At 38.9% G+C, this 18,238-nt stretch carries 19 protein-coding genes and 1 riboswitch; of the genes, 11 read left to right on the top strand and 8 right to left on the bottom strand.

Translation table 11 applies throughout. The features are described 5' to 3' along the window. Complete coding sequence (trkA, locus tag M1F63_RS08310) at positions 1 to 1,350, bottom strand: Trk system potassium transporter TrkA (RefSeq protein ID WP_247941187.1); 1,350 nt, start codon at positions 1,348 to 1,350, stop codon at positions 1 to 3. A 402-nt stretch (positions 1,351 to 1,752) separates the two neighbouring features. On the opposite strand from trkA, the gene M1F63_RS08305 reads away from it, so the two are divergent. The 10 genes from M1F63_RS08305 (at position 1,753) to rpsI (ending at position 11,590) form a co-directional block, all read left to right on the top strand. Further along, entirely contained in the window at positions 1,753 to 2,256 is a 504-nt protein-coding gene (locus M1F63_RS08305; RefSeq protein ID WP_049484574.1) for a tRNA (cytidine(34)-2'-O)-methyltransferase, read from the top strand. Between the two features lie 40 nt (positions 2,257 to 2,296). Further along, positions 2,297 to 2,515: riboswitch (FMN riboswitch) on the top strand. 153 nt (positions 2,516 to 2,668) lie between these two features. Next, positions 2,669 to 3,232, top strand: coding sequence for an ECF transporter S component (locus M1F63_RS08300; protein WP_247941186.1), 564 nt, complete (start codon positions 2,669 to 2,671; stop codon positions 3,230 to 3,232). Next, positions 3,222 to 3,872 (top strand): phosphatase PAP2 family protein, encoded by a 651-nt coding sequence (locus M1F63_RS08295; protein ID WP_247941185.1) that lies wholly within the window; start codon positions 3,222 to 3,224, stop codon positions 3,870 to 3,872. The genes M1F63_RS08300 and M1F63_RS08295 overlap by 11 nt, the downstream gene beginning before the upstream one ends. Positions 3,873 to 4,144: 272 nt before the next feature. Further along, positions 4,145 to 5,191: a phenylalanine--tRNA ligase subunit alpha gene (gene pheS, locus M1F63_RS08290; RefSeq protein WP_247941184.1), complete on the top strand. Its 1,047-nt coding sequence runs from the start codon at positions 4,145 to 4,147 to the stop codon at positions 5,189 to 5,191. Further along, complete coding sequence (locus M1F63_RS08285) at positions 5,191 to 5,700, top strand: GNAT family N-acetyltransferase (protein WP_247941183.1); 510 nt, start codon at positions 5,191 to 5,193, stop codon at positions 5,698 to 5,700. Before pheS ends, M1F63_RS08285 begins: the two co-directional genes overlap by 1 nt. 75 nt (positions 5,701 to 5,775) lie before the next feature. Further along, complete coding sequence (gene pheT / locus M1F63_RS08280) at positions 5,776 to 8,181, top strand: phenylalanine--tRNA ligase subunit beta (protein ID WP_247941182.1); 2,406 nt, start codon at positions 5,776 to 5,778, stop codon at positions 8,179 to 8,181. Positions 8,182 to 8,432: 251 nt separating this feature from the next. Further along, positions 8,433 to 9,326, top strand: a complete 894-nt coding sequence (locus M1F63_RS08275) for an ABC transporter ATP-binding protein (protein ID WP_139689498.1) — start codon at positions 8,433 to 8,435, stop codon at positions 9,324 to 9,326. Next, positions 9,323 to 10,522 carry an ABC transporter permease gene (locus tag M1F63_RS08270; protein ID WP_247921071.1) on the top strand — a complete coding sequence of 400 codons (1,200 nt, stop codon included), beginning with the start codon at positions 9,323 to 9,325 and terminating at the stop codon, positions 10,520 to 10,522. Before M1F63_RS08275 ends, M1F63_RS08270 begins: the two co-directional genes overlap by 4 nt. 210 nt (positions 10,523 to 10,732) lie before the next feature. Continuing rightward, a complete protein-coding gene (gene rplM, locus M1F63_RS08265) occupies positions 10,733 to 11,179 on the top strand; it encodes a 50S ribosomal protein L13 (RefSeq protein ID WP_001044624.1) in 447 nt (148 codons plus the stop codon). 18 nt (positions 11,180 to 11,197) lie between these two features. Beyond that, a complete protein-coding gene (rpsI, locus tag M1F63_RS08260; RefSeq protein WP_000075973.1) occupies positions 11,198 to 11,590 on the top strand; it encodes a 30S ribosomal protein S9 in 393 nt (130 codons plus the stop codon). 106 nt (positions 11,591 to 11,696) lie between these two features. On the opposite strand, the gene M1F63_RS08255 is transcribed toward rpsI, so the two are convergent. From M1F63_RS08255 to M1F63_RS08225, 7 genes are all read right to left on the bottom strand, one after another. Then, complete coding sequence (locus tag M1F63_RS08255) at positions 11,697 to 12,914, bottom strand: site-specific integrase (protein ID WP_247941181.1); 1,218 nt, start codon at positions 12,912 to 12,914, stop codon at positions 11,697 to 11,699. 66 nt (positions 12,915 to 12,980) lie between these two features. Beyond that, a complete protein-coding gene (locus M1F63_RS08250; protein ID WP_125414371.1) occupies positions 12,981 to 13,244 on the bottom strand; it encodes a helix-turn-helix domain-containing protein in 264 nt (87 codons plus the stop codon). Between the two features lie 10 nt (positions 13,245 to 13,254). Continuing rightward, positions 13,255 to 14,667 carry a Rep family protein gene (locus M1F63_RS08245; protein WP_125414372.1) on the bottom strand — a complete coding sequence of 471 codons (1,413 nt, stop codon included), beginning with the start codon at positions 14,665 to 14,667 and terminating at the stop codon, positions 13,255 to 13,257. Between the two features lie 183 nt (positions 14,668 to 14,850). After that, positions 14,851 to 15,615 (bottom strand): cell division protein FtsK, encoded by a 765-nt coding sequence (locus tag M1F63_RS08240; RefSeq protein WP_247941180.1) that lies wholly within the window; start codon positions 15,613 to 15,615, stop codon positions 14,851 to 14,853. After that, entirely contained in the window at positions 15,609 to 16,199 is a 591-nt protein-coding gene (locus M1F63_RS08235) for a hypothetical protein (RefSeq protein WP_247941179.1), read from the bottom strand. The genes M1F63_RS08240 and M1F63_RS08235 overlap by 7 nt, the downstream gene beginning before the upstream one ends. Positions 16,200 to 16,259: 60 nt before the next feature. After that, positions 16,260 to 16,634, bottom strand: a complete 375-nt coding sequence (locus M1F63_RS08230) for a hypothetical protein (RefSeq protein ID WP_125415003.1) — start codon at positions 16,632 to 16,634, stop codon at positions 16,260 to 16,262. Positions 16,635 to 16,639: 5 nt separating this feature from the next. Continuing rightward, a complete protein-coding gene (locus M1F63_RS08225) occupies positions 16,640 to 16,996 on the bottom strand; it encodes a hypothetical protein (protein ID WP_125415002.1) in 357 nt (118 codons plus the stop codon). 242 nt (positions 16,997 to 17,238) lie between these two features. On the opposite strand from M1F63_RS08225, the gene M1F63_RS08220 reads away from it, so the two are divergent. Continuing rightward, entirely contained in the window at positions 17,239 to 18,171 is a 933-nt protein-coding gene (locus M1F63_RS08220; protein ID WP_247941178.1) for a hypothetical protein, read from the top strand. The last annotated feature ends 67 nt before the right edge of the window (positions 18,172 to 18,238 follow it).

Here is an 18,238-nt window from a genome sequence, read left to right as displayed (position 1 = left end):
TTACCTCTCAATCAAATCATAAATTTTGGTGATGTTTGGCAATAAGGTCGTCACGAGTAACTTATCTCCCACCTCAAGCATATCCTCTCCAGTAGGGAAGATTGTTTTTCCTTTTCGGATAATGGCTGCAATGAGAACTCCTTTTTTCAATTTCAACTGTGATAGAGGTTTGGCAGTCATTTTATTAGCTTCCTTGATTTGGAATTGGAGAGTTTCAATTTGACCGTTTGCTAGATGGTGCATGGCTTGAAGATCTGAATACTGAGCGTTTACTCGACCACGGATAAAGTGCATAATGGTATCCACTGCGATGCTTTTTGGTGTGATGATACTCGAAAAATCAGGCGCGTGGATAATCTCTAAAAGGCTTGTTCGGTTGACCTTGGTGATATTCTTATGGACGCCAACTCGGTCAAGAAACATAGAAGTGATGATATTTTCCTCATCAACCCCAGTCAAGGTTGCGACTGCATCATAGTGGGGAGCACTTTCTTCCAGCAAAATGTCTTTTGCAGTTCCATCTCCTTGGACAATATAGAGATTGGGGAACTTTTCGCTGAAAAAACGAGCTCTTTCAGGATTGATCTCGATGACCTTGGTATCAATGCGACTGTCTTTTAAAATGCCGAGTAGATAATAAGCAATCTTTCCAGCTCCAACGATAAGTAAGCTTTTCACTGCACGAGATTTAAAATAGTTATGGAAAAGCATCATATCTACACGATTTCCCGTAACAAAAATCCTATCCTTGTCTTGGATAATGACATCACCACTTGGGATCATCAGTTGATGATCTCTCTCCATAGCACAGACAATAATATTCCCAAATTTTTTACGGAAGTCTGAGATTGGCATTTGACAAAGACCGCTAGAATCCTTGACAACAAACTCCATGAGACTGACCCGACCTCCAGCAAATCGTTCGACAGAGAGGGCATTAGGGAAATCAATGATATTTGAGATCGCACGCGCTGCTAGGAGTTCTGGGTTAACGATAAGTGAGAATCCAAGAATATTTTTCTCTTTAAAATAGGCATTGGAGTATTCAGGATTTCGTACCCGAACGATGGTTTCTTTAGCGCCCATTTTTTTAGCAAGTACCGCCGAAATCATATTCACTTCATCGTATTCGGTTAGGGCGATAAAGATATCGCACTCTTGAACACCGGCTTGCTCCAAGATGGCAAAGTCAGCACCATTTCCAAGGAGACCTATGATATCATAGCGACTGACAATGTGATTGAGGACAGCCTCATCTTGTTCGATGAGGACAACGTCATGGTTTTCTGCAACCAGTGAACGACAGAGGGCGAAACCAACTTTCCCTCCGCCAACAAGGACAATTTTCATATAAAAAACCTACTTTTTCATGATGTAACTATCATACCCTTTTTTAGCAAAAAATGCACTTGCTAAGGCGATTTTTAGGACAAGAAAGGCCTTTTTCAAGTTTTTGAAGATACATTTGTTTAACTTCTATAACGATGGCTCCGATTTGAAGTGATTTGGCTCTTTTACCATACCTTTTCAGAAAGGGAATGACCAAACATGAAAATATCATCAAAAAAAAGTAAAAAAATCAAGTCGTTTCTATTGACAATGATTCTGAAAGTGTTATACTAAGGAAGTAGTTTCGCTGATTTACTTCAAACCTGTTGTGAGGTAAGTTAACGACGCCTTAACCACGCTGTTTGCTGAGCTTGACTCCGGGCAGTGTGGCTATTTTTTTGCAATGATAAAAGGAAGCCAGTCATGACAAATCACATTGTATTATTTGAACCTCAGATTCCACAAAATACAGGTAACATTGCGCGTACTTGCGCTGCGACCAATTCTCCCCTCCACATCATCAAGCCTATGGGCTTTCCTATCGATGATCGCAAGATGAAGCGGGCTGGTTTGGACTACTGGGATAAGTTAGAGATTTATTTTTATGACAGTTTGGAAGATTTCATGTCTCAGATGAAAGGGCAAGTCTACCTGATTTCGAAATTTGCAGAAAAGGTCTATTCTGAGGCAGATTTATCGACGGACGAGGACCATTATTTTCTCTTTGGACGTGAAGACAAGGGCTTGCCTGAGGACTTTATGCGTGAACATCCAGAGAAGGCTCTCCGTATTCCTATGAATGATGAACATGTCCGTAGCCTCAATGTGTCTAATACGGTCTGCATGATTGTCTATGAGGCTCTTCGTCAACAAAATTTTGCTGGTTTAGAGCTCGTTCACACCTATGAAGCGGATAAATTGAAATAAACAAAATGCTTGCACTTGCAAGCGTTTTTTGTTATGATTAAAGGGTCTTCAGGGCAGGGTGAGATTCCCGACCGGCGGTAATTTTGACTAGCTAATTTAGCTTTCTCGTCGTTGTCTTGTCTCGATATACTTTAAGTATTATCTTCGACTGCGACGCTTAGATAAATCTAAAATATCTTAGCCAAATAAGTCCGCGAGCGCAAGCTGATGTGGTGCGATTCCACAACCGACAGTATAGTCTGGATGGGAGAAGACGAAAGAATGGCTTTGTCTGTTCTGATGAGTTTATAGATGAATTGCAACCGCTTGCTCAAAAGAGTGAGAGGGAACTTTTGGGATATAAAAAGTGAGAATAGATAGAGGGATCCTTTCCAACTTCTTCTGATTTTATAGAAAATTGGAGGAACCTGTTATGACAAACACACGTCGACTTTCGACCATTGCGATTTTATCAGCCATTTCATTTGTGTTGATGTACTTTGACTTTCCGCTCTTGCCAGCGGCGACCTTCCTCAAGATCGAGTTTAGTATCTTGCCAGTCCTTGTGGGCTTGGTGGTGATGGATTTGCCTGCTGCTCTAGGGATTCTCTTGCTGCGATCACTCTTGAAGTTACTTCTCAATAGTCAGGGCGTGAATACTTACATTGGGTTGCCAATGAATATTGTAGCCTTGGGAGTTTTTGTCATCGTATTTGCTATGATTTGGAAAAAGGAACGCAGCATCCTTCGTTTCCTACTAGCATCTCTAGCGGGAACTTTTGGATTGACTTCTGCCATGTTGGTTCTCAACTATGTCTATGCGGTTCCTTTATACGCGCAGTTTGCCAACTTTGATATTGGAAAAATTATGGGACTTTCCAACTACCTCATGACCATGGTATTACCTTTCAACTTGATTGAGGGTGTAATCTTTGCCGTTTCATTCTGGTTGTTGTACGTCCTCTTGAAACCAACCTTAAAACATTATGAGAGATAAACAAACATTTTTAATGAAGGGCAGTTTTGCCCTTTTACTTTTCGTCCTTCTTGGCTATATGGTTAAGTTCTATCCTGAAACGCTGGTCGGTTTTGATCAACCGATTCAGACGGCTCTTCGTGGGGACTTGCCAGATTATTTGACAGTTCTATTCCGTACGCTTACGCATTTGATTGATATCCCAGTAATCATCACCTGGGTTGCCATCGCAGCCTTTATCTTTTATCGTAAGCAGTGGAAGATAGAAAGCTACTTCATGGCGGGTAATCTAGCCTTAGCTGGTCTTTTAATCGTGACCTTTAAAAATATCTACCAGCGCCCACGGCCAGCTATTTTACACTTGGTAGAGGAGAAGGGATTTTCTTTTCCAAGTGGGCATTCTCTGGCGGTGACGCTGATGGTAGGGACTTTGATTGTCATTCTCAGTCAACGGATTAAAGATCCGGTTTGGAGAAAAATTGTGCAAATCGTCCTTGGCTTCTACCTCGTCAGTGTACTGTTATCTCGGATCTATCTGGGAGTTCATTACCCATCAGATGTTCTTGCCAGTCTCTGTGTGGGCTTGGGAGTCTTGTTTATCGAATTTCCTTTCTATGACAAGCTTCGCTTCCAATGGCGATTTAAAGGAAAGCAGAAGTGAGATAGGTCTTGCAAGAATGGTAAAAATCTGATAAACTAAGTAGTAATTGAATAGGAATCCGCAAGACTAGTAACTCAAGGGAAGTATATCAGGGAGGAGAGCCGTGACTGCAAGCTCTCTATATGAAAGCTGGGTGAATTCACTTGCGCATGGATTTAGAAATGAAGGTCTGACTTGTCAGATGAAAACGGATGGTACCGCGTGTCAACGCTCCGAGTGGAGTTTTTGGCATGTGGTTTTCTTTTTATCTACGAGAGACTGATGGAGGAATTATGTCAACTATTGAAGAACAATTAAAATCGCTTCGCGAAGAAACGCTGGCTAGCTTGAAGCAGATTACTGCTGAAAATGAAAAAGAGATGCAAGATTTGCGTGTCTCTGTCCTTGGTAAAAAAGGGTCGCTTACGGAAATCCTCAAAGGGATGAAAGATGTCTCTGCTGAGATGCGCCCAATCATCGGGAAACATGTTAATGAAGCTCGTGATGTCTTGACGGCAGCCTTTGAAGAAACAGCTAAGCTCTTGGAAGAAAAGAAAGTCGCAGCTCAACTAGCTAGCGAGAGTATCGATGTGACACTTCCAGGTCGCCCAGTTGCGGTTGGTCACCGTCACGTTTTGACACAAACAAGTGAAGAAATCGAAGATATTTTCATCGGGATGGGTTACCAAGTCGTGGATGGTTTTGAAGTGGAGCAAGACTACTACAACTTTGAGCGTATGAACCTTCCAAAAGATCACCCAGCTCGCGATATGCAGGATACTTTCTACATCACAGAAGAAATCTTACTCCGTACTCACACGTCTCCAGTTCAGGCCCGTGCTATGGATGCTCATGATTTTTCAAAAGGTCCTTTGAAGATGATCTCACCAGGACGTGTGTTCCGTCGTGACACAGACGATGCGACCCATAGTCACCAATTCCACCAAATCGAAGGATTGGTTGTTGGGAAAAACATCTCTATGGCTGACCTTCAAGGAACGCTTCAGTTGATCGTCCAAAAGATGTTCGGTGAAGAGCGTCAGATCCGTCTGCGTCCATCTTATTTCCCATTCACAGAGCCATCTGTTGAGGTGGATGTTTCCTGCTTCAAGTGTGGTGGAGAAGGCTGTAATGTATGTAAGAAAACAGGTTGGATCGAGATTATGGGTGCCGGTATGGTTCACCCACGTGTCCTTGAGATGAGTGGTATTGATGCAACGGTTCACTCTGGTTTTGCCTTTGGTCTTGGTCAAGAACGTGTAGCTATGCTCCGTTACGGAATCAACGATATCCGTGGATTCTACCAAGGGGATGTCCGCTTCTCAGAACAGTTTAAATAATGATTAGAAAAGTAGAAAAGGCAGATGTTGAGGTGTTGGCTAAAATTGCCAAACAAACCTTTCGTGAAACATTTGCTCATGATAATACGGAAGAGCAGTTACAGGAATACTTTGAAGAGGCTTATAGTCTGAGAGTTTTGTCAACTGAGTTGGAAAATCCAGATTCCGAAACCTATTTCATTATGCATGAAGAGGAGATAGCTGGTTTTCTCAAAGTCAACTGGGGAAGTGCTCAGACTGAGAGAGAATTAGAGGATGCTTTTGAAATTCAACGCCTCTATATGCTACAAAAATTCCAAGGATTTGGACTAGGTAAGCAACTGTTTGAATTCGCTCTTGAACTTGCTACCAAAAATAGTTTTTCCTGGGCTTGGTTGGGTGTTTGGGAGCATAATACAAAAGCTCAAGCGTTTTATAACCGATATGGTTTTGAGAAATTTAGTCAACATAGTTTTATGGTTGGTCAAAAAGTAGATACAGATTGGTTACTGAAAAAGAAATTAAGGTAAGAAGAGAATTCTTCTATTGAAATGATAGGAAAGGAAAAAACTAGAGTGGCAACTGTCATTCTGGAGAACTAAATTATGCTTGTATCTTATAAATGGTTAAAAGAATTGGTGGACATTGATGTGCCATCACAAGAGTTGGCTGAGAAAATGTCAACTACAGGGATCGAGGTCGAAGGTGTCGAATCACCGGCTGCTGGTCTCTCAAAAATTGTCGTCGGTGAGGTCTTGTCTTGCGAAGATGTGCCAGAAACACACTTGCATGTCTGTCAGGTTAATGTTGGCGAAGAAGAAGCCCGTCAGATTGTTTGTGGTGCTCCAAATGTACGTGCTGGGATTAAGGTCATGGTGGCTCTTCCAGGAGCTCGTATTGCTGACAATTACAAGATTAAAAAAGGGAAAATCCGTGGTTTGGAGTCACTTGGAATGATTTGTTCCCTTGGTGAATTGGGAATTTCTGACTCGGTTGTGCCTAAGGAATTCGCAGATGGAATCCAAATCTTGCCTCAAGATGCAGTACCAGGTGAGGAAGTCTTCTCATATCTAGACTTGGATGATGAAATTATCGAACTTTCTATTACACCAAACCGTGCAGACGCTCTATCTATGCGTGGGGTGGCTCACGAAGTGGCAGCCATCTATGACAAGGCAGTCAACTTCAAAGAATTTACCTTAACAGAAACAAATGAAGCTGCAGCAGACGCCCTTTCTGTAGGCATTGAGACAGATAAGGCGCCTTACTATGCGGTCCGTATCTTGGATAATGTGACCATCGCACCAAGTCCACAATGGTTGCAAAATATCCTCATGAATGAAGGCATCCGTCCAATCAATAACGTAGTAGACGTAACCAACTACATCCTGCTCTACTTTGGTCAACCTATGCATGCCTTTGACTTGGATACCTTTGAAGGGACTGATATCCGTGTGCGTGAAGCGTGTGCTGGTGAAAAATTAGTGACCTTGGACGGTGAAGAACGTGAACTTGCAGAAACTGACCTAGTCATCACTGTCGCAGACAAGCCAGTTGCCCTTGCAGGTGTTATGGGCGGACAAGCTACAGAAATCTCTGAAAAATCTAGTCGTGTGGTCCTTGAAGCAGCTGTTTTCAATGGCAAATCCATCCGCAAGACTAGCGGACGCCTCAACCTTCGTTCGGAATCATCTTCTCGCTTTGAAAAAGGCATCAATGTGGCAACTGTTAACGAAGCCCTTGATGCGGCGGCTAGCATGATTGCTGATCTTGCAGGTGCGACAGTGCGTAAGGGCATCGTTTCAGCAGGCGCACTTGATACTTCTGATGTGGAAGTTTCTTCGACTCTTGCAGACGTTAATCGTGTCCTTGGTACAGAACTTTCCTATGCTGATGTAGAAGACGTTTTCCGTCGTCTTGGCTTTGGACTTTCTGGAAATGCGGAAGCTTTCACTGTCAGCGTTCCACGTCGTCGTTGGGATATTACCATCGAGGCAGACCTCTTTGAAGAAATTGCCCGTATCTACGGTTACGACCGCTTGCCAACCAGCCTTCCAAAAGATGACGGTACAGCAGGTGAATTGACTTCGACACAGAAACTTCGTCGCCAAGTTCGTACCATTGCTGAAGGAGCTGGTTTGACAGAAATCATCACCTACGCTCTAACAACGCCTGAAAAAGCAGTTGAGTTTACGGCTCAACCAAGTAACCTTACAGAACTCATGTGGCCAATGACAGTGGACCGTTCTGTCCTTCGTCAAAATATGATTTCTGGTATCCTTGATACGGTAGCCTATAACGTGGCTCGTAAGAACAAAAATTTGGCTCTTTACGAGATTGGAAAAGTCTTTGAACAAACAGGCAATCCAAAAGAAGAACTTCCAAACGAAATCAACAGTTTTGCCTTTGCCTTAACCGGCTTGGTTGCAGAAAAAGATTTCCAAACGGCAGCAGTTCCAGTTGATTTCTTCTATGCTAAGGGAATCCTTGAAGCCCTCTTTGCTCGTTTGGGACTTGCAGTGACTTATACAGCAACAGCTGAGATTGCTAGCCTTCACCCAGGACGTACAGCCGTGATTTCGCTCGGTGACCAAGTTCTTGGTTTCCTTGGCCAAGTGCATCCAGTCACTGCTAAGGCTTATGATATTCCAGAAACGTATGTAGCGGAGCTCGACCTTTCAGCCATCGAAGCTGTGCTCCAACCTGCTGCTCCATTTGTGGAAATCACGAAATTCCCAGCAGTCAGCCGTGATATTGCCCTTCTTCTCAAGGCAGAAATTAGCCATCAAGAAGTTGTTGATGCCATCCAAGCTGCAGGCGTGAAACGTTTGACAGATATCAAACTCTTTGACGTCTTCTCAGGCGAAAAACTAGGACTTGGTATGAAGTCAATGGGCTATAGCTTGACCTTCCAAAATCCAGAAGACAGTTTGACAGACGAAGAAGTCGCACGCTACATGGAAAAAATCCAAGCATCACTCGAAGAAAAAGTGAGTGCAGAAGTACGTTAACTCATCAATCCATCCTTCGGGGTGGATTTTTAAATTCTTAAAATGCCCGTTCAGGAATAAAAAGCGACAGTTGAGAAAAACATCTTCCCAGACAGTCTTTCATGAGTTATACTAAAGCTAACACTGAAGCACTTAAAATCCTTAGAAACGGTATTTTTAACTATAAAATATCATGTTAAAAATGGACATAAATCGTTGTAAAGGCTGTCAAAAAGGAGTATAATAAGTGCAACATATCTCGGAGGTGGAAAATGTTAGAAGTAAGAAGTCTAGAGAAAAGTTTCGGTCCCAAGCAAGTCTTGTTTGGTGTCGATTTTCAGGCAAGTCCAGGAAGGATTCTGGGCTTGGTCGGGAAGAATGGTGCTGGGAAAACAACGATTTTCCACAGTATGTTGAAATTTTTAGAGTATCAAGGAGAGATCAGTCTGGATGGGCAGGATATTCGTCAGGAAACCTATGCTCGGATTGGTTATCTGCCTGAGGAACGCAGCCTCATGCCCAAGCTGACAGTCCTTGAACAAGTTCGCTACTTGGCGACTCTAAAGGGCATGGATGCCAAGGAGGTCAAGGAGAAACTCCCTCAATGGATGGAAAAACTCGAAGTGAAGGGCAAATTGACCGACAAAATCAAGAGTCTCTCAAAAGGGAATCAGCAGAAAATCCAACTGATTATTACTCTAATCCATGAGCCTGACTTGATTATCCTGGATGAGCCTTTTAGTGGTCTGGATCCAGTCAATACTGAGCTGCTCAAGCAGGTCATCTTAAAAGAAAAAGAGCGTGGTGCGACCATTATCTTCTCAGACCATGTCATGACCAATGTCGAGGAGCTTTGCGATGATATTCTCATGATTCGAGATGGGCGTGTAGTCTTGCATGGACCGGTCCAGGAAGTCCGCAATCAATACGGTAAAACACGTCTCTTTGTTTCAAGTGAACGAAGCAAGGAAGAACTGGAAAAACTTCCTCATGTTAAACAGGTGAGCTTGACCAAGCAAGGCAGTTGGAAATTGATCCTAGATGATGAGAACGCTGGTAGAGAACTCTTCCCGATTCTTACTCAAGGTCAATACATCGCGACCTTTGACCAACAAGCTCCAACAATCGATGAAATCTTTAAACTAGAATCAGGGGTGGAAGTATGAGAAATATGTGGGTAGTTATTAAAGAAACTTATCTGCGACATGTCAAGTCCTGGAGTTTCTTCTTTATGGTGATTTCGCCTTTCCTCTTTTTAGGTTTGTCTGTAGGAATCGGCTATCTCCAAGGGTCGTCTATGGCCAAGAATAGTAAGATAGCAGTAGTGACAACTGTACCATCTGTGGAAGAAGGGCTCAAGGGTACCAATGGTATTAACTTTGACTATCAAGATGAAGCCAGTGCTCAAGCTGCTATCAAGGATGAAAAAATCAAGGGTTACCTAACCATTGATCAAGAGGATAGTGTCATCAAAGCCGTTTACCATGGTGAAACTTCTCTTGAAACAGGCATCAAGCTAGCAGTAACCAATAAACTCAATGAGCTTCAATACCAACTCAATCGCTCGGCGGCCAATTTGTCCCAAGAGCAGGAAAAACGCCTGAGTCAAACCGTTGATTTTACTGAGAAGATTGATGAATCTAAGGAAAACAAAAAAATTGTTCAAACCATTGCGGCCGCAGGGCTTGGCTTCTTCCTTTATATGATCTTGATTACTTATGCTAGTGTCACTGCTCAGGAAGTAGCTAGCGAGAAAGGAACCAAAATCATGGAGGTGGTCTTCTCTAGTATCCGAGCTAGTCATTATTTCTACGCTCGCATGCTGGCTCTGCTTCTTGTGATTTTGACTCATATTGGCATTTACGTCGTGGGTGGGCTGGCTGCCATTCTGCTCTTTAAGGACCTACCAATCTTGGCACAATCTGGTATTTTAAACCATATAGGAGAGGCCTTCTCGCTCAATACCTTATTGTTTGTCTTGGTTAGCCTCTTTATGTACGTTGTTTTAGCAGCCTTCCTAGGTTCTATGGTTTCTCGCCCTGAGGATTCAGGAAAGGCCTTGTCGCCATTGATGATCTTGATTATAGCAGGATTTGTCGGTGTGACTTCTCTAGGTGCTGCTGGGGACAATTTAGTTCTGAAAATTGGTTCCTATATTCCTTTCATCTCGACCTTCTTTATGCCGTTTAGAGCTATAAATGGGTATGCAAGTGGTCTAGAAGCTTGGATTTCGCTTGCCATAACGGTTGTTTTTGCGGTCACTGCAACAGCCTTTATCGGCCGCATGTATGCTAGTCTAGTCCTTCAAACAGATGATTTGGGAATCTGGAAAACCTTTAAACGTGCCTTAGCTTATAAATAGGAGAGCCTCGCAAAAGCGAGGTTTTTCTAGATGTTAAACACTGAAATCGGCAAAAATATTTTTCATATCTATTGACTTTTAGTAGTAAAATTTGGTATGATAGTAGACGGTATTGTTTACCCCATTTGTAAGGCCCCGGAACCTTTCAAATACCCCGCGGACCGGAACATCCGCCCTGTAAACAAAAACGATATTCATATAGGAGAAATCATGAACAAAACTACATTCATGGCTAAACCAGGCCAAGTAGAACGCAAATGGTACGTTGTTGACGCAACTGATGTACCTCTTGGACGCCTTTCAGCAGTTGTTGCTAGCGTACTTCGCGGAAAAAACAAACCAACATTCACACCACACACTGATACAGGTGACTTCGTAATCGTTATCAATGCTGAAAAAGTTAAATTGACTGGTAAAAAAGCAACTGATAAGATCTACTACACTCACTCAAACCACCCAGGTGGATTGAAACAAATCTCTGCTGGTGAACTTCGTTCTAAAAATGCAGTACGTTTGATCGAAAAATCAGTTAAAGGTATGCTTCCACACAATACTCTTGGACGCGCTCAAGGTATGAAATTGAAAGTATTCGTTGGAGCTGAGCACACTCACGCTGCACAACAACCAGAAGTTCTTGATATTTCAGGACTTATCTAAGGAAAGGAACAATAAAGTATGTCACAAGCACAATATGCAGGTACTGGACGTCGTAAAAACGCTGTTGCACGCGTTCGCCTTGTTCCAGGAACTGGTAAAATCACTGTTAACAAAAAAGATGTTGAAGAGTACATCCCACACGCTGACCTTCGTCTTGTTATCAACCAACCATTCGCAGTTACTTCAACTGTAGGTTCATACGACGTTTTCGTTAACGTTGTTGGTGGTGGATACGCTGGTCAATCAGGAGCTATCCGTCATGGTATCGCTCGTGCCCTTCTTCAAGTAGACCCAGACTTCCGCGATTCATTGAAACGCGCAGGACTTCTTACACGTGACTCACGTAAAGTTGAGCGTAAGAAACCAGGTCTTAAGAAAGCTCGTAAAGCATCACAATTCTCAAAACGTTAATCAATACGATTATATCAACGTTTCAAAGCACTCAAAAGTTTACCTTATGGGTGCTTTTTTCGTGTTTTTTTGAAAAGTTTACCTCAAAGTTTACCTTATTTTCACCTTATTGATTTAGAGATTCTAAAGCTAATGCACCAACTGCAAGAGGAACTACATTAGAAGTATTGACATAAATTTGAGTTGTACTTGTGTCGCTGTGCGTTAGTGCTTCAGAAATATCTTTTAATTTCATTCCTGCTTGTTTAGCAAGTGTCGCTCCTGTATGTCGCAGTTTATGAGGTGTAGCATGTGCCAGCCCTTTATGTCGCTTTCTAATGCTTTTCATTTTATTGTTTAGATAGTCAGCGTGTAAAGGCTTGTTGATATTTCCTCTTGTGTCGATATATGTAAAAACAAATTGTTCTGGATTACTGATGATGCCAAACTTTGCTAGTTCATATTTTTGTTGCTCTTTCCAAGAGGTAAGGAGCTGAAGTAAGTCATTAGAAATAGAGAAAATAGTTTTCTTATTTCCCTTAGTAGATTTTACTTGTCCATATCTATCTAAAGCTTGAATTAGCCGAATCTGTGATTTTGAAAAGTCGATATGTTTCCATTGAAGAGCATAGGTTTCAGATTTTCTATCACCTAAGAAAAAAGTGAGATAAAATAGGACATAATCTTTCAGAGTTATTTTATCATTATCTAAATCTTCTTGAAATGCTGAGAACCATTCTTGTAGTTGTTCATGAGTTAGATATAAATCCTCCTCTTTCTTTGACTCTGCAAGTTGAATCTTTTTAGTGGCCTTTATTCTTCTTAATATTTTTGCAACTTTATTAGCTTCTATATATTCAAGTTCTTCTGCCCAGTCAAAAATAGAAATTACATAGCTACGTAAAGATTTGAAATTCGCATATTCATTAGCCTTAGATGTCATTAGATTTAGGATAACTTGCTTATTTTGGTTTAGAAACTGTATCGTATAGTTTCCAAGAAGTGGCAGTATATGTTTTTCAAAACAGGTTTTTGTATTAGCGATTGTTGACTTGCTTGGTGGTTTAGAAGTAGATGTAGTTTGTCCTGCTTTATAAGAGTCCCACCAGATATTGTTATAGAAGTCTGAGAAAAGAATATCTCCTTTTGCTAGTCCTAAAAATTCATTATCTTCTATTTGATTTAACTTGGTAAGCAAGTCTATCTCAGCTTGCCTTGCCTCCTTTCTTGTTTTGAATCTCTTATCGTAATAATTGCTATTGACAATTCCAAGTGGCATTCGTGCTTCTATTGGGATATAGACTTTTAAGCGATAAGTTCCGTTCTTTGTCTTACTGATAGTCATGATATTCTCCTTGTGTATCGAACCAGAAAATATCATGACTATTATAAAACAAAAATATAGATATTTCTAGTTTTGTGAGTAAAGCCATGAATTAATGGCTTCTTTATTAAATCGTATAGTCTTGCCTATTTTTATTGTAGGCAGTCCTTTCTTAATCCAACTATCTAGAGTATTGTTTGAGATGCCTAGATAGTGGCAAGCCTGCTGTTTATTTAAAAACGGACTGTTAAGATTATTATTGTTTAACCTAATTTCAATTTCTTTCTTGATTAGTTCAGAAATTAGGTGCTGAATCTGATTAATTTGCTCATCTGGTAAAATAACTTGCATAAAATCCTCCCTATTGTACTACAATTGAATTATCAGGAGATTTAGAATCTTCTGTACCTACTTCATCAGAATTGCTCGCTAAAGTGTCTTCTGAGGAGTTTTTTATTTTATCTAGATCCCACTTATTATTGAGACTAACTTGAGCAACTAGGAAATCTAATAAATCTTTCTTATTCATTTCAAAGTTGTTTTCAAAATCATAGCTTAAATACGTTTCAAATCCATTATATGGAATCTTAACCCGTCTATTGGTAACCTTCTTAGGTAATGACTGAAAGTATCTTATGGGAGTAGTTTCAGCAGTATTTTCAATAGTGATTAAACTATCAAATCTTCTGATAAATTGAGATAAATCCTCAATTTCATTCCCTTTAGTTTTAAAGAAGAACTCCAATGGGTGTTTGGTACTAGTTATAACAATCACTCTTGCAGCTCCCATTTTATTATGATAGCGAGCAGAAATTGGACTTATATTATATGGGTCAAGTAATTTTAGCCAATCAGAAGCAGTTAAACTATCTCCACGTACATCATCAAGTAAAAGAATTTCTTCTCCATTAACTTCATCAAATATATTCGTTCCAGCCGTTACGACACTTGACCAACTTTGTTCATTATTTTCTGCTAATTGAATCAAATCCCTAACCAATTCTTTAGCTAGAACTGATTTTCCTAACCCTGATTTTCCAGTAATGAAAAAAATTGATTTTTTAAATTCTCCATTTTCAAGTGCTTTCTTAGTTCTGGTAGCTTTTACTTCCCCTAAAGTTATGAAAGCCTCATTTATCTTTGTTTTATAGAGCGCATATAATTGTAAATGATTAGAGGATAAGAGAATCTCACTCTTAGTAATTTTTCCATTTAATATATTGGCAATTAATGATTCAATTTGTTCCGAAGCATTTCTAACTTCTTTCTTTGTTCTCCCTTTAGACCAAGAAGAAAATTTTTCTTTATAAATTTCTAAGTAATCTTTGCCAAGAATCGTAATAACATCACTTGATGAATATTGAAATTTATCAGGATCCTTTGAATGAATGAGATAAGCTAATAAATTATCGTAGCCATATCGTCCCGACTTAGCTTTTTCGATGTATTGCGGTTCAACTCCGATTGCCAGAGCTAAATCGATTAATGTTGCTCCCTCCGAAAATTTAAGTAAAAAATGTCCGTGTTCTGATTTTAGTTCTTGATAGAAAGAGTCAGTTTCAGAATCATATAGTTCTAAAGTATCTTTATCATGCTTTATCCCATATGCTTCTGAAACAGTTGCGACAGTATTAGCACGATTAACCATTTCAGTTAAAATGTCTTTTATAGATTTGCTAAGAATCAAATCTTTATCCCAGCCAATCCAAAATTGATAATCAAACTGTTGAGCAATCATTACACAAGTCAGTTTTGCTTGTTTTTTGTTTTTCATAAATAAACTCCATATTCTAATTATTCTCTTAACTATTCTGGGTTAGACACAGTTGACAAGCCCAGTCTAACCACGCGTAAAGAATAGTTAGAGTTAAAATCTTAGATGTTTTTTGCCTACCGCAGGTTTGCACCTCAGAGGGTTAGGGTTGGTAAAATGAACAAGCACTTCGGCTTGCCAACCCTAACCCTCTGAGGCACTTTCATTTGGTGGCTGATACTGCTCGAGCATCTTCTTAAGTACTTTGTTCATTTTAGTAAAATCACGAACATTCCGAACTTGAACTTTTATAGGTTGACTGCCGTTCATTTCTTGATACCAACCATAACGGTTTGGAAGAGCTTCTAGCTTTTGTCCAGGTTTTATGTCAAAAATACTACTTGAGATTGCTGATCTAGATGCCATATTTCCTAAACCTAGAACAGCTCCAAATTGATTTCTGAGATTTGTATCAATACCGTCTTGTGCTAACAGATCTTGGGAAACAAAGCAACAGTATATTGAGCGACTTCGACCACTGAGGATGATTGATTTAAGCATTTTTTGAATTTTTGATTTTTGTTGCCCTTCAAGAGAACTCATGAGAACAGTAACTTCTTCAATCAAAAGAATTAAGGGGTTTCGTTCTATAGTTCTGTCCTCTTGGCGACGTATCATCTCATTGTAGGCAACTTCAATAGCTTTGTGAGCTTTCCATCCTAGAAAAACATTAGAACTATCTTCAAATTCTAGCCAGTCTTCCTGTTTGATTTCAGAAACAATTAACATTGGTGAAAGTTGCTTCGGTTTCTTGAGATTTTCCATAAATATATTGGTGACCAGCATTTTAGCTACCACAGATTTACCACTCCCAACATTACCTAGAACTAAAAAATTTATGGTGGGGCTTGGGATAGACCATCCTATCTTTCCACCTCCACGTTTAAGTAAAGGTTTACTGTCTACCATATATCTATATCCTCATCATACTTATCTTCGTTGGTTACTTCAGAAGCTCGAGCCATTCGATTGTAGGTCGCTTCCGCAACAGGCTTAATATCAAATGTAGCTATCCAGCCAGCCCCTGCATTTTGTTTTATGATGAGGATATCTAAAGCAAATTCAGCTGTATACTTTGATAAAACTCCTGAAAAATAGTCCTCTAACAAAGTTTTATCTGCATCTTTCAAATTATTTGCTAAATAAATCCAAATATCAATTCCGTTACTAGTAGCAGGAGAGACAATTTTGATACCAAGTTCGGTTTTTAAATTCTGGTTCAGATGATGTACTACGTTTTGGAGGACTATCATTTTTCTATTTTGAGTATTTTTCTCTTCGAAGTAGATTTGGGCTTTATTAAATATAAATTTAGCCAATAACAGAATCATTTCAACCTGATATAGTAGAACTTGTAAAGAAGCCACCTTTAATTTGTTTGTTTTTACTACTTTTCCGCTATAAAAATCAGCTTTTCTCTTTAGCAACAACAATATAAAAATAGTTAAATACCAAAGAGAGACTAGAATAATCATTTTTAATATAAGTTTCATAATTAAACTCCTTAAAAATAAGTAGTATAATCTATCTGAGATTATACTACTTGTCAACTACTAGATTATGTTTCGTAATCGGGCTTCTGAACTATCGATAACGATTACTAATTCAATAGTATTTGTACCAGTGCTATAAATGTCTATAATCCTTAAACTGTAAACATTTACTAGATATGGGTATATTTTTTTAAAATATAATGCATACCAGGCTGAAAGTGATTGTTTTATAATTTCTATTTTAGCATCGTTAATCTTCTGAACAGAAGTTATGTGCCATTTGACTGCTAAAAAGTAATCTTCTATGCTATATTGTTCAGTTGTAGCTTCTGTTCCTCTGAGTGATTCTTCTCCATTGAGGAGAAGGTTATCTATCTCTTTAGACCAGATTTCATTAAAAATCTGGTCTTGATCGTAAAACGATAAAATGTTCATGTGTTTTACCTCATTTGAATTTGCGAGTTTTCAATGCTTAAAGCTAGACCTTTAAGCTGGTCATTTTTGATGATAGGTACGACAGTGGCGGAGCTAACATCAATAGTTTTTTCTGTAAGTGAGAGCCAGTTTCGGGAATCAGGATTCCTAACTTTGACTGAGATAGTGCGTATCTCGTATATATCTATACCTAGTTTTTCTGCGTTAGCATAGATGAGTTCATCTATACACTCGAGAATGACCCAAAGATGGTCAATGCCATCTTTACTTTTATAGTAACCCTGACGGACATTTGTAACTACTTGAGTCTCATTATACTCTGCTTCTTGTAGAACTTCTTCGTGATTTGATATTTTTGCCATATTATTTCCTCCATGGCTTCTATAAGCATCAATATAGACAAATGAGTCTGCTATGATATTGATTGAGTGAAGACATAGCATCTTTAGTTAAAAAACATCGAACTGCAGTATCTTTGTTTTATGATATAATTAAAACACAGGGGTGTATAATCAGTTTTCCGAAATAACACTATTTTATTTATGTATTGCTTTATATATCCCATACTAGAAGATAAATTAGGATATTCTATAGGAAAGTGATTATGACAAGTTTTTTTAAATTTTTTTTAGATTCTGAGAATTCATTTCAAAATGATTGTGATAAGAGAAGTTTCAAAGATATTAAAAGAGAAATTTTATATCTTCGAAAGTATACGGAAGCTTTTGTTGAATATAAATTTTTATTAAATTTGAAAAAGTCGTTAATAGCGGCAAATAAAGTTTCTGACACAGATATTCCAGCTTTTTATAAGTGGATACTCTATAAATTTTATTTAGAGAATAAGAGTAGTCATTTAAGTATGAAAAATTTTTTTGATCTAAGAGAAGAAAATAAAATTGCGGAACTTGAACTTTTGTATGGAGAATTACATAATAATGATGACTGTTTGATCATTGATCATGGAGTTAAACTATTAAAAAAGTATCTAGAAAAACAAACAACTTATTCAAATAATCGAAAAGAAGAAAAGGCTAGATTTAGCGTTATTTTTTCAGAGGAAAAAATGTTGAAAATTGAAAGAGAGATTACAATGTACTTTCTATACAAGAAAGGAGCATTAAAACTAGTTAACGAAGATACTTTTTTTGAAGATTACTTTCATGAAACAAATTTTATAGAACCACAGAAGAGATACCTTTCGGAAGCTATGGCTAGCAATCCTAATAATTACAAAGGTTTGTACACGTATTGGTTAGGATATTATGCCTCTTTGAGAGTTCATCTTTTTAGTGCTACTCATAATGTAAAAAAAATAACGGGATACAATAGTAAGCCAATTTTTAAAGGAAAATCGGAATATAACTTTTTTGAATTAACAAGAAAAATTGAAGAATTAGATCTTAAACTTGGTGATGAATTAAACGAAATATTTCATAGTGAATGGTTGAAGTCTATATTATTGGATTCTATATTTACTACCACGGGAATTTCATTTGACATATCAGCAGAGTTAAAAAGTACAATTCTTAACTGATTGGTACTTATGATTTAGATTGTAAATTTTTTGGTATAATAGAGAGAGTAATAATAACTAAGAGGTA

This window comes from Streptococcus oralis (assembly GCF_023109155.1).
Classification (GTDB): Bacteria; Bacillota; Bacilli; order Lactobacillales; family Streptococcaceae; genus Streptococcus; species Streptococcus oralis_BZ.
This window is presented reverse-complemented; position numbering and strand designations above follow the sequence as displayed.

Coding starts and splice junctions, on each gene's coding strand:
- rplM (WP_001044624.1), top strand. CDS start 10,733: ATGAACAAAACTACATTCATGGCTAAACCAGGCCAAGTAGAACGCAAA.
- M1F63_RS08230 (WP_125415003.1), bottom strand. CDS start 16,634: ATGAACATTTTATCGTTTTACGATCAAGACCAGATTTTTAATGAAATC.
- M1F63_RS08285 (WP_247941183.1), top strand. CDS start 5,191: ATGATTAGAAAAGTAGAAAAGGCAGATGTTGAGGTGTTGGCTAAAATT.
- M1F63_RS08270 (WP_247921071.1), top strand. CDS start 9,323: ATGAGAAATATGTGGGTAGTTATTAAAGAAACTTATCTGCGACATGTC.
- pheS (WP_247941184.1), top strand. CDS start 4,145: ATGTCAACTATTGAAGAACAATTAAAATCGCTTCGCGAAGAAACGCTG.
- M1F63_RS08245 (WP_125414372.1), bottom strand. CDS start 14,667: ATGAAAAACAAAAAACAAGCAAAACTGACTTGTGTAATGATTGCTCAA.
- M1F63_RS08240 (WP_247941180.1), bottom strand. CDS start 15,615: ATGGTAGACAGTAAACCTTTACTTAAACGTGGAGGTGGAAAGATAGGA.
- M1F63_RS08235 (WP_247941179.1), bottom strand. CDS start 16,199: ATGAAACTTATATTAAAAATGATTATTCTAGTCTCTCTTTGGTATTTA.
- M1F63_RS08255 (WP_247941181.1), bottom strand. CDS start 12,914: ATGACTATCAGTAAGACAAAGAACGGAACTTATCGCTTAAAAGTCTAT.
- trkA (WP_247941187.1), bottom strand. CDS start 1,350: ATGAAAATTGTCCTTGTTGGCGGAGGGAAAGTTGGTTTCGCCCTCTGT.
- M1F63_RS08225 (WP_125415002.1), bottom strand. CDS start 16,996: ATGGCAAAAATATCAAATCACGAAGAAGTTCTACAAGAAGCAGAGTAT.
- M1F63_RS08220 (WP_247941178.1), top strand. CDS start 17,239: ATGACAAGTTTTTTTAAATTTTTTTTAGATTCTGAGAATTCATTTCAA.
- M1F63_RS08300 (WP_247941186.1), top strand. CDS start 2,669: ATGACAAACACACGTCGACTTTCGACCATTGCGATTTTATCAGCCATT.
- M1F63_RS08295 (WP_247941185.1), top strand. CDS start 3,222: ATGAGAGATAAACAAACATTTTTAATGAAGGGCAGTTTTGCCCTTTTA.
- M1F63_RS08275 (WP_139689498.1), top strand. CDS start 8,433: ATGTTAGAAGTAAGAAGTCTAGAGAAAAGTTTCGGTCCCAAGCAAGTC.
- rpsI (WP_000075973.1), top strand. CDS start 11,198: ATGTCACAAGCACAATATGCAGGTACTGGACGTCGTAAAAACGCTGTT.
- pheT (WP_247941182.1), top strand. CDS start 5,776: ATGCTTGTATCTTATAAATGGTTAAAAGAATTGGTGGACATTGATGTG.
- M1F63_RS08250 (WP_125414371.1), bottom strand. CDS start 13,244: ATGCAAGTTATTTTACCAGATGAGCAAATTAATCAGATTCAGCACCTA.
- M1F63_RS08305 (WP_049484574.1), top strand. CDS start 1,753: ATGACAAATCACATTGTATTATTTGAACCTCAGATTCCACAAAATACA.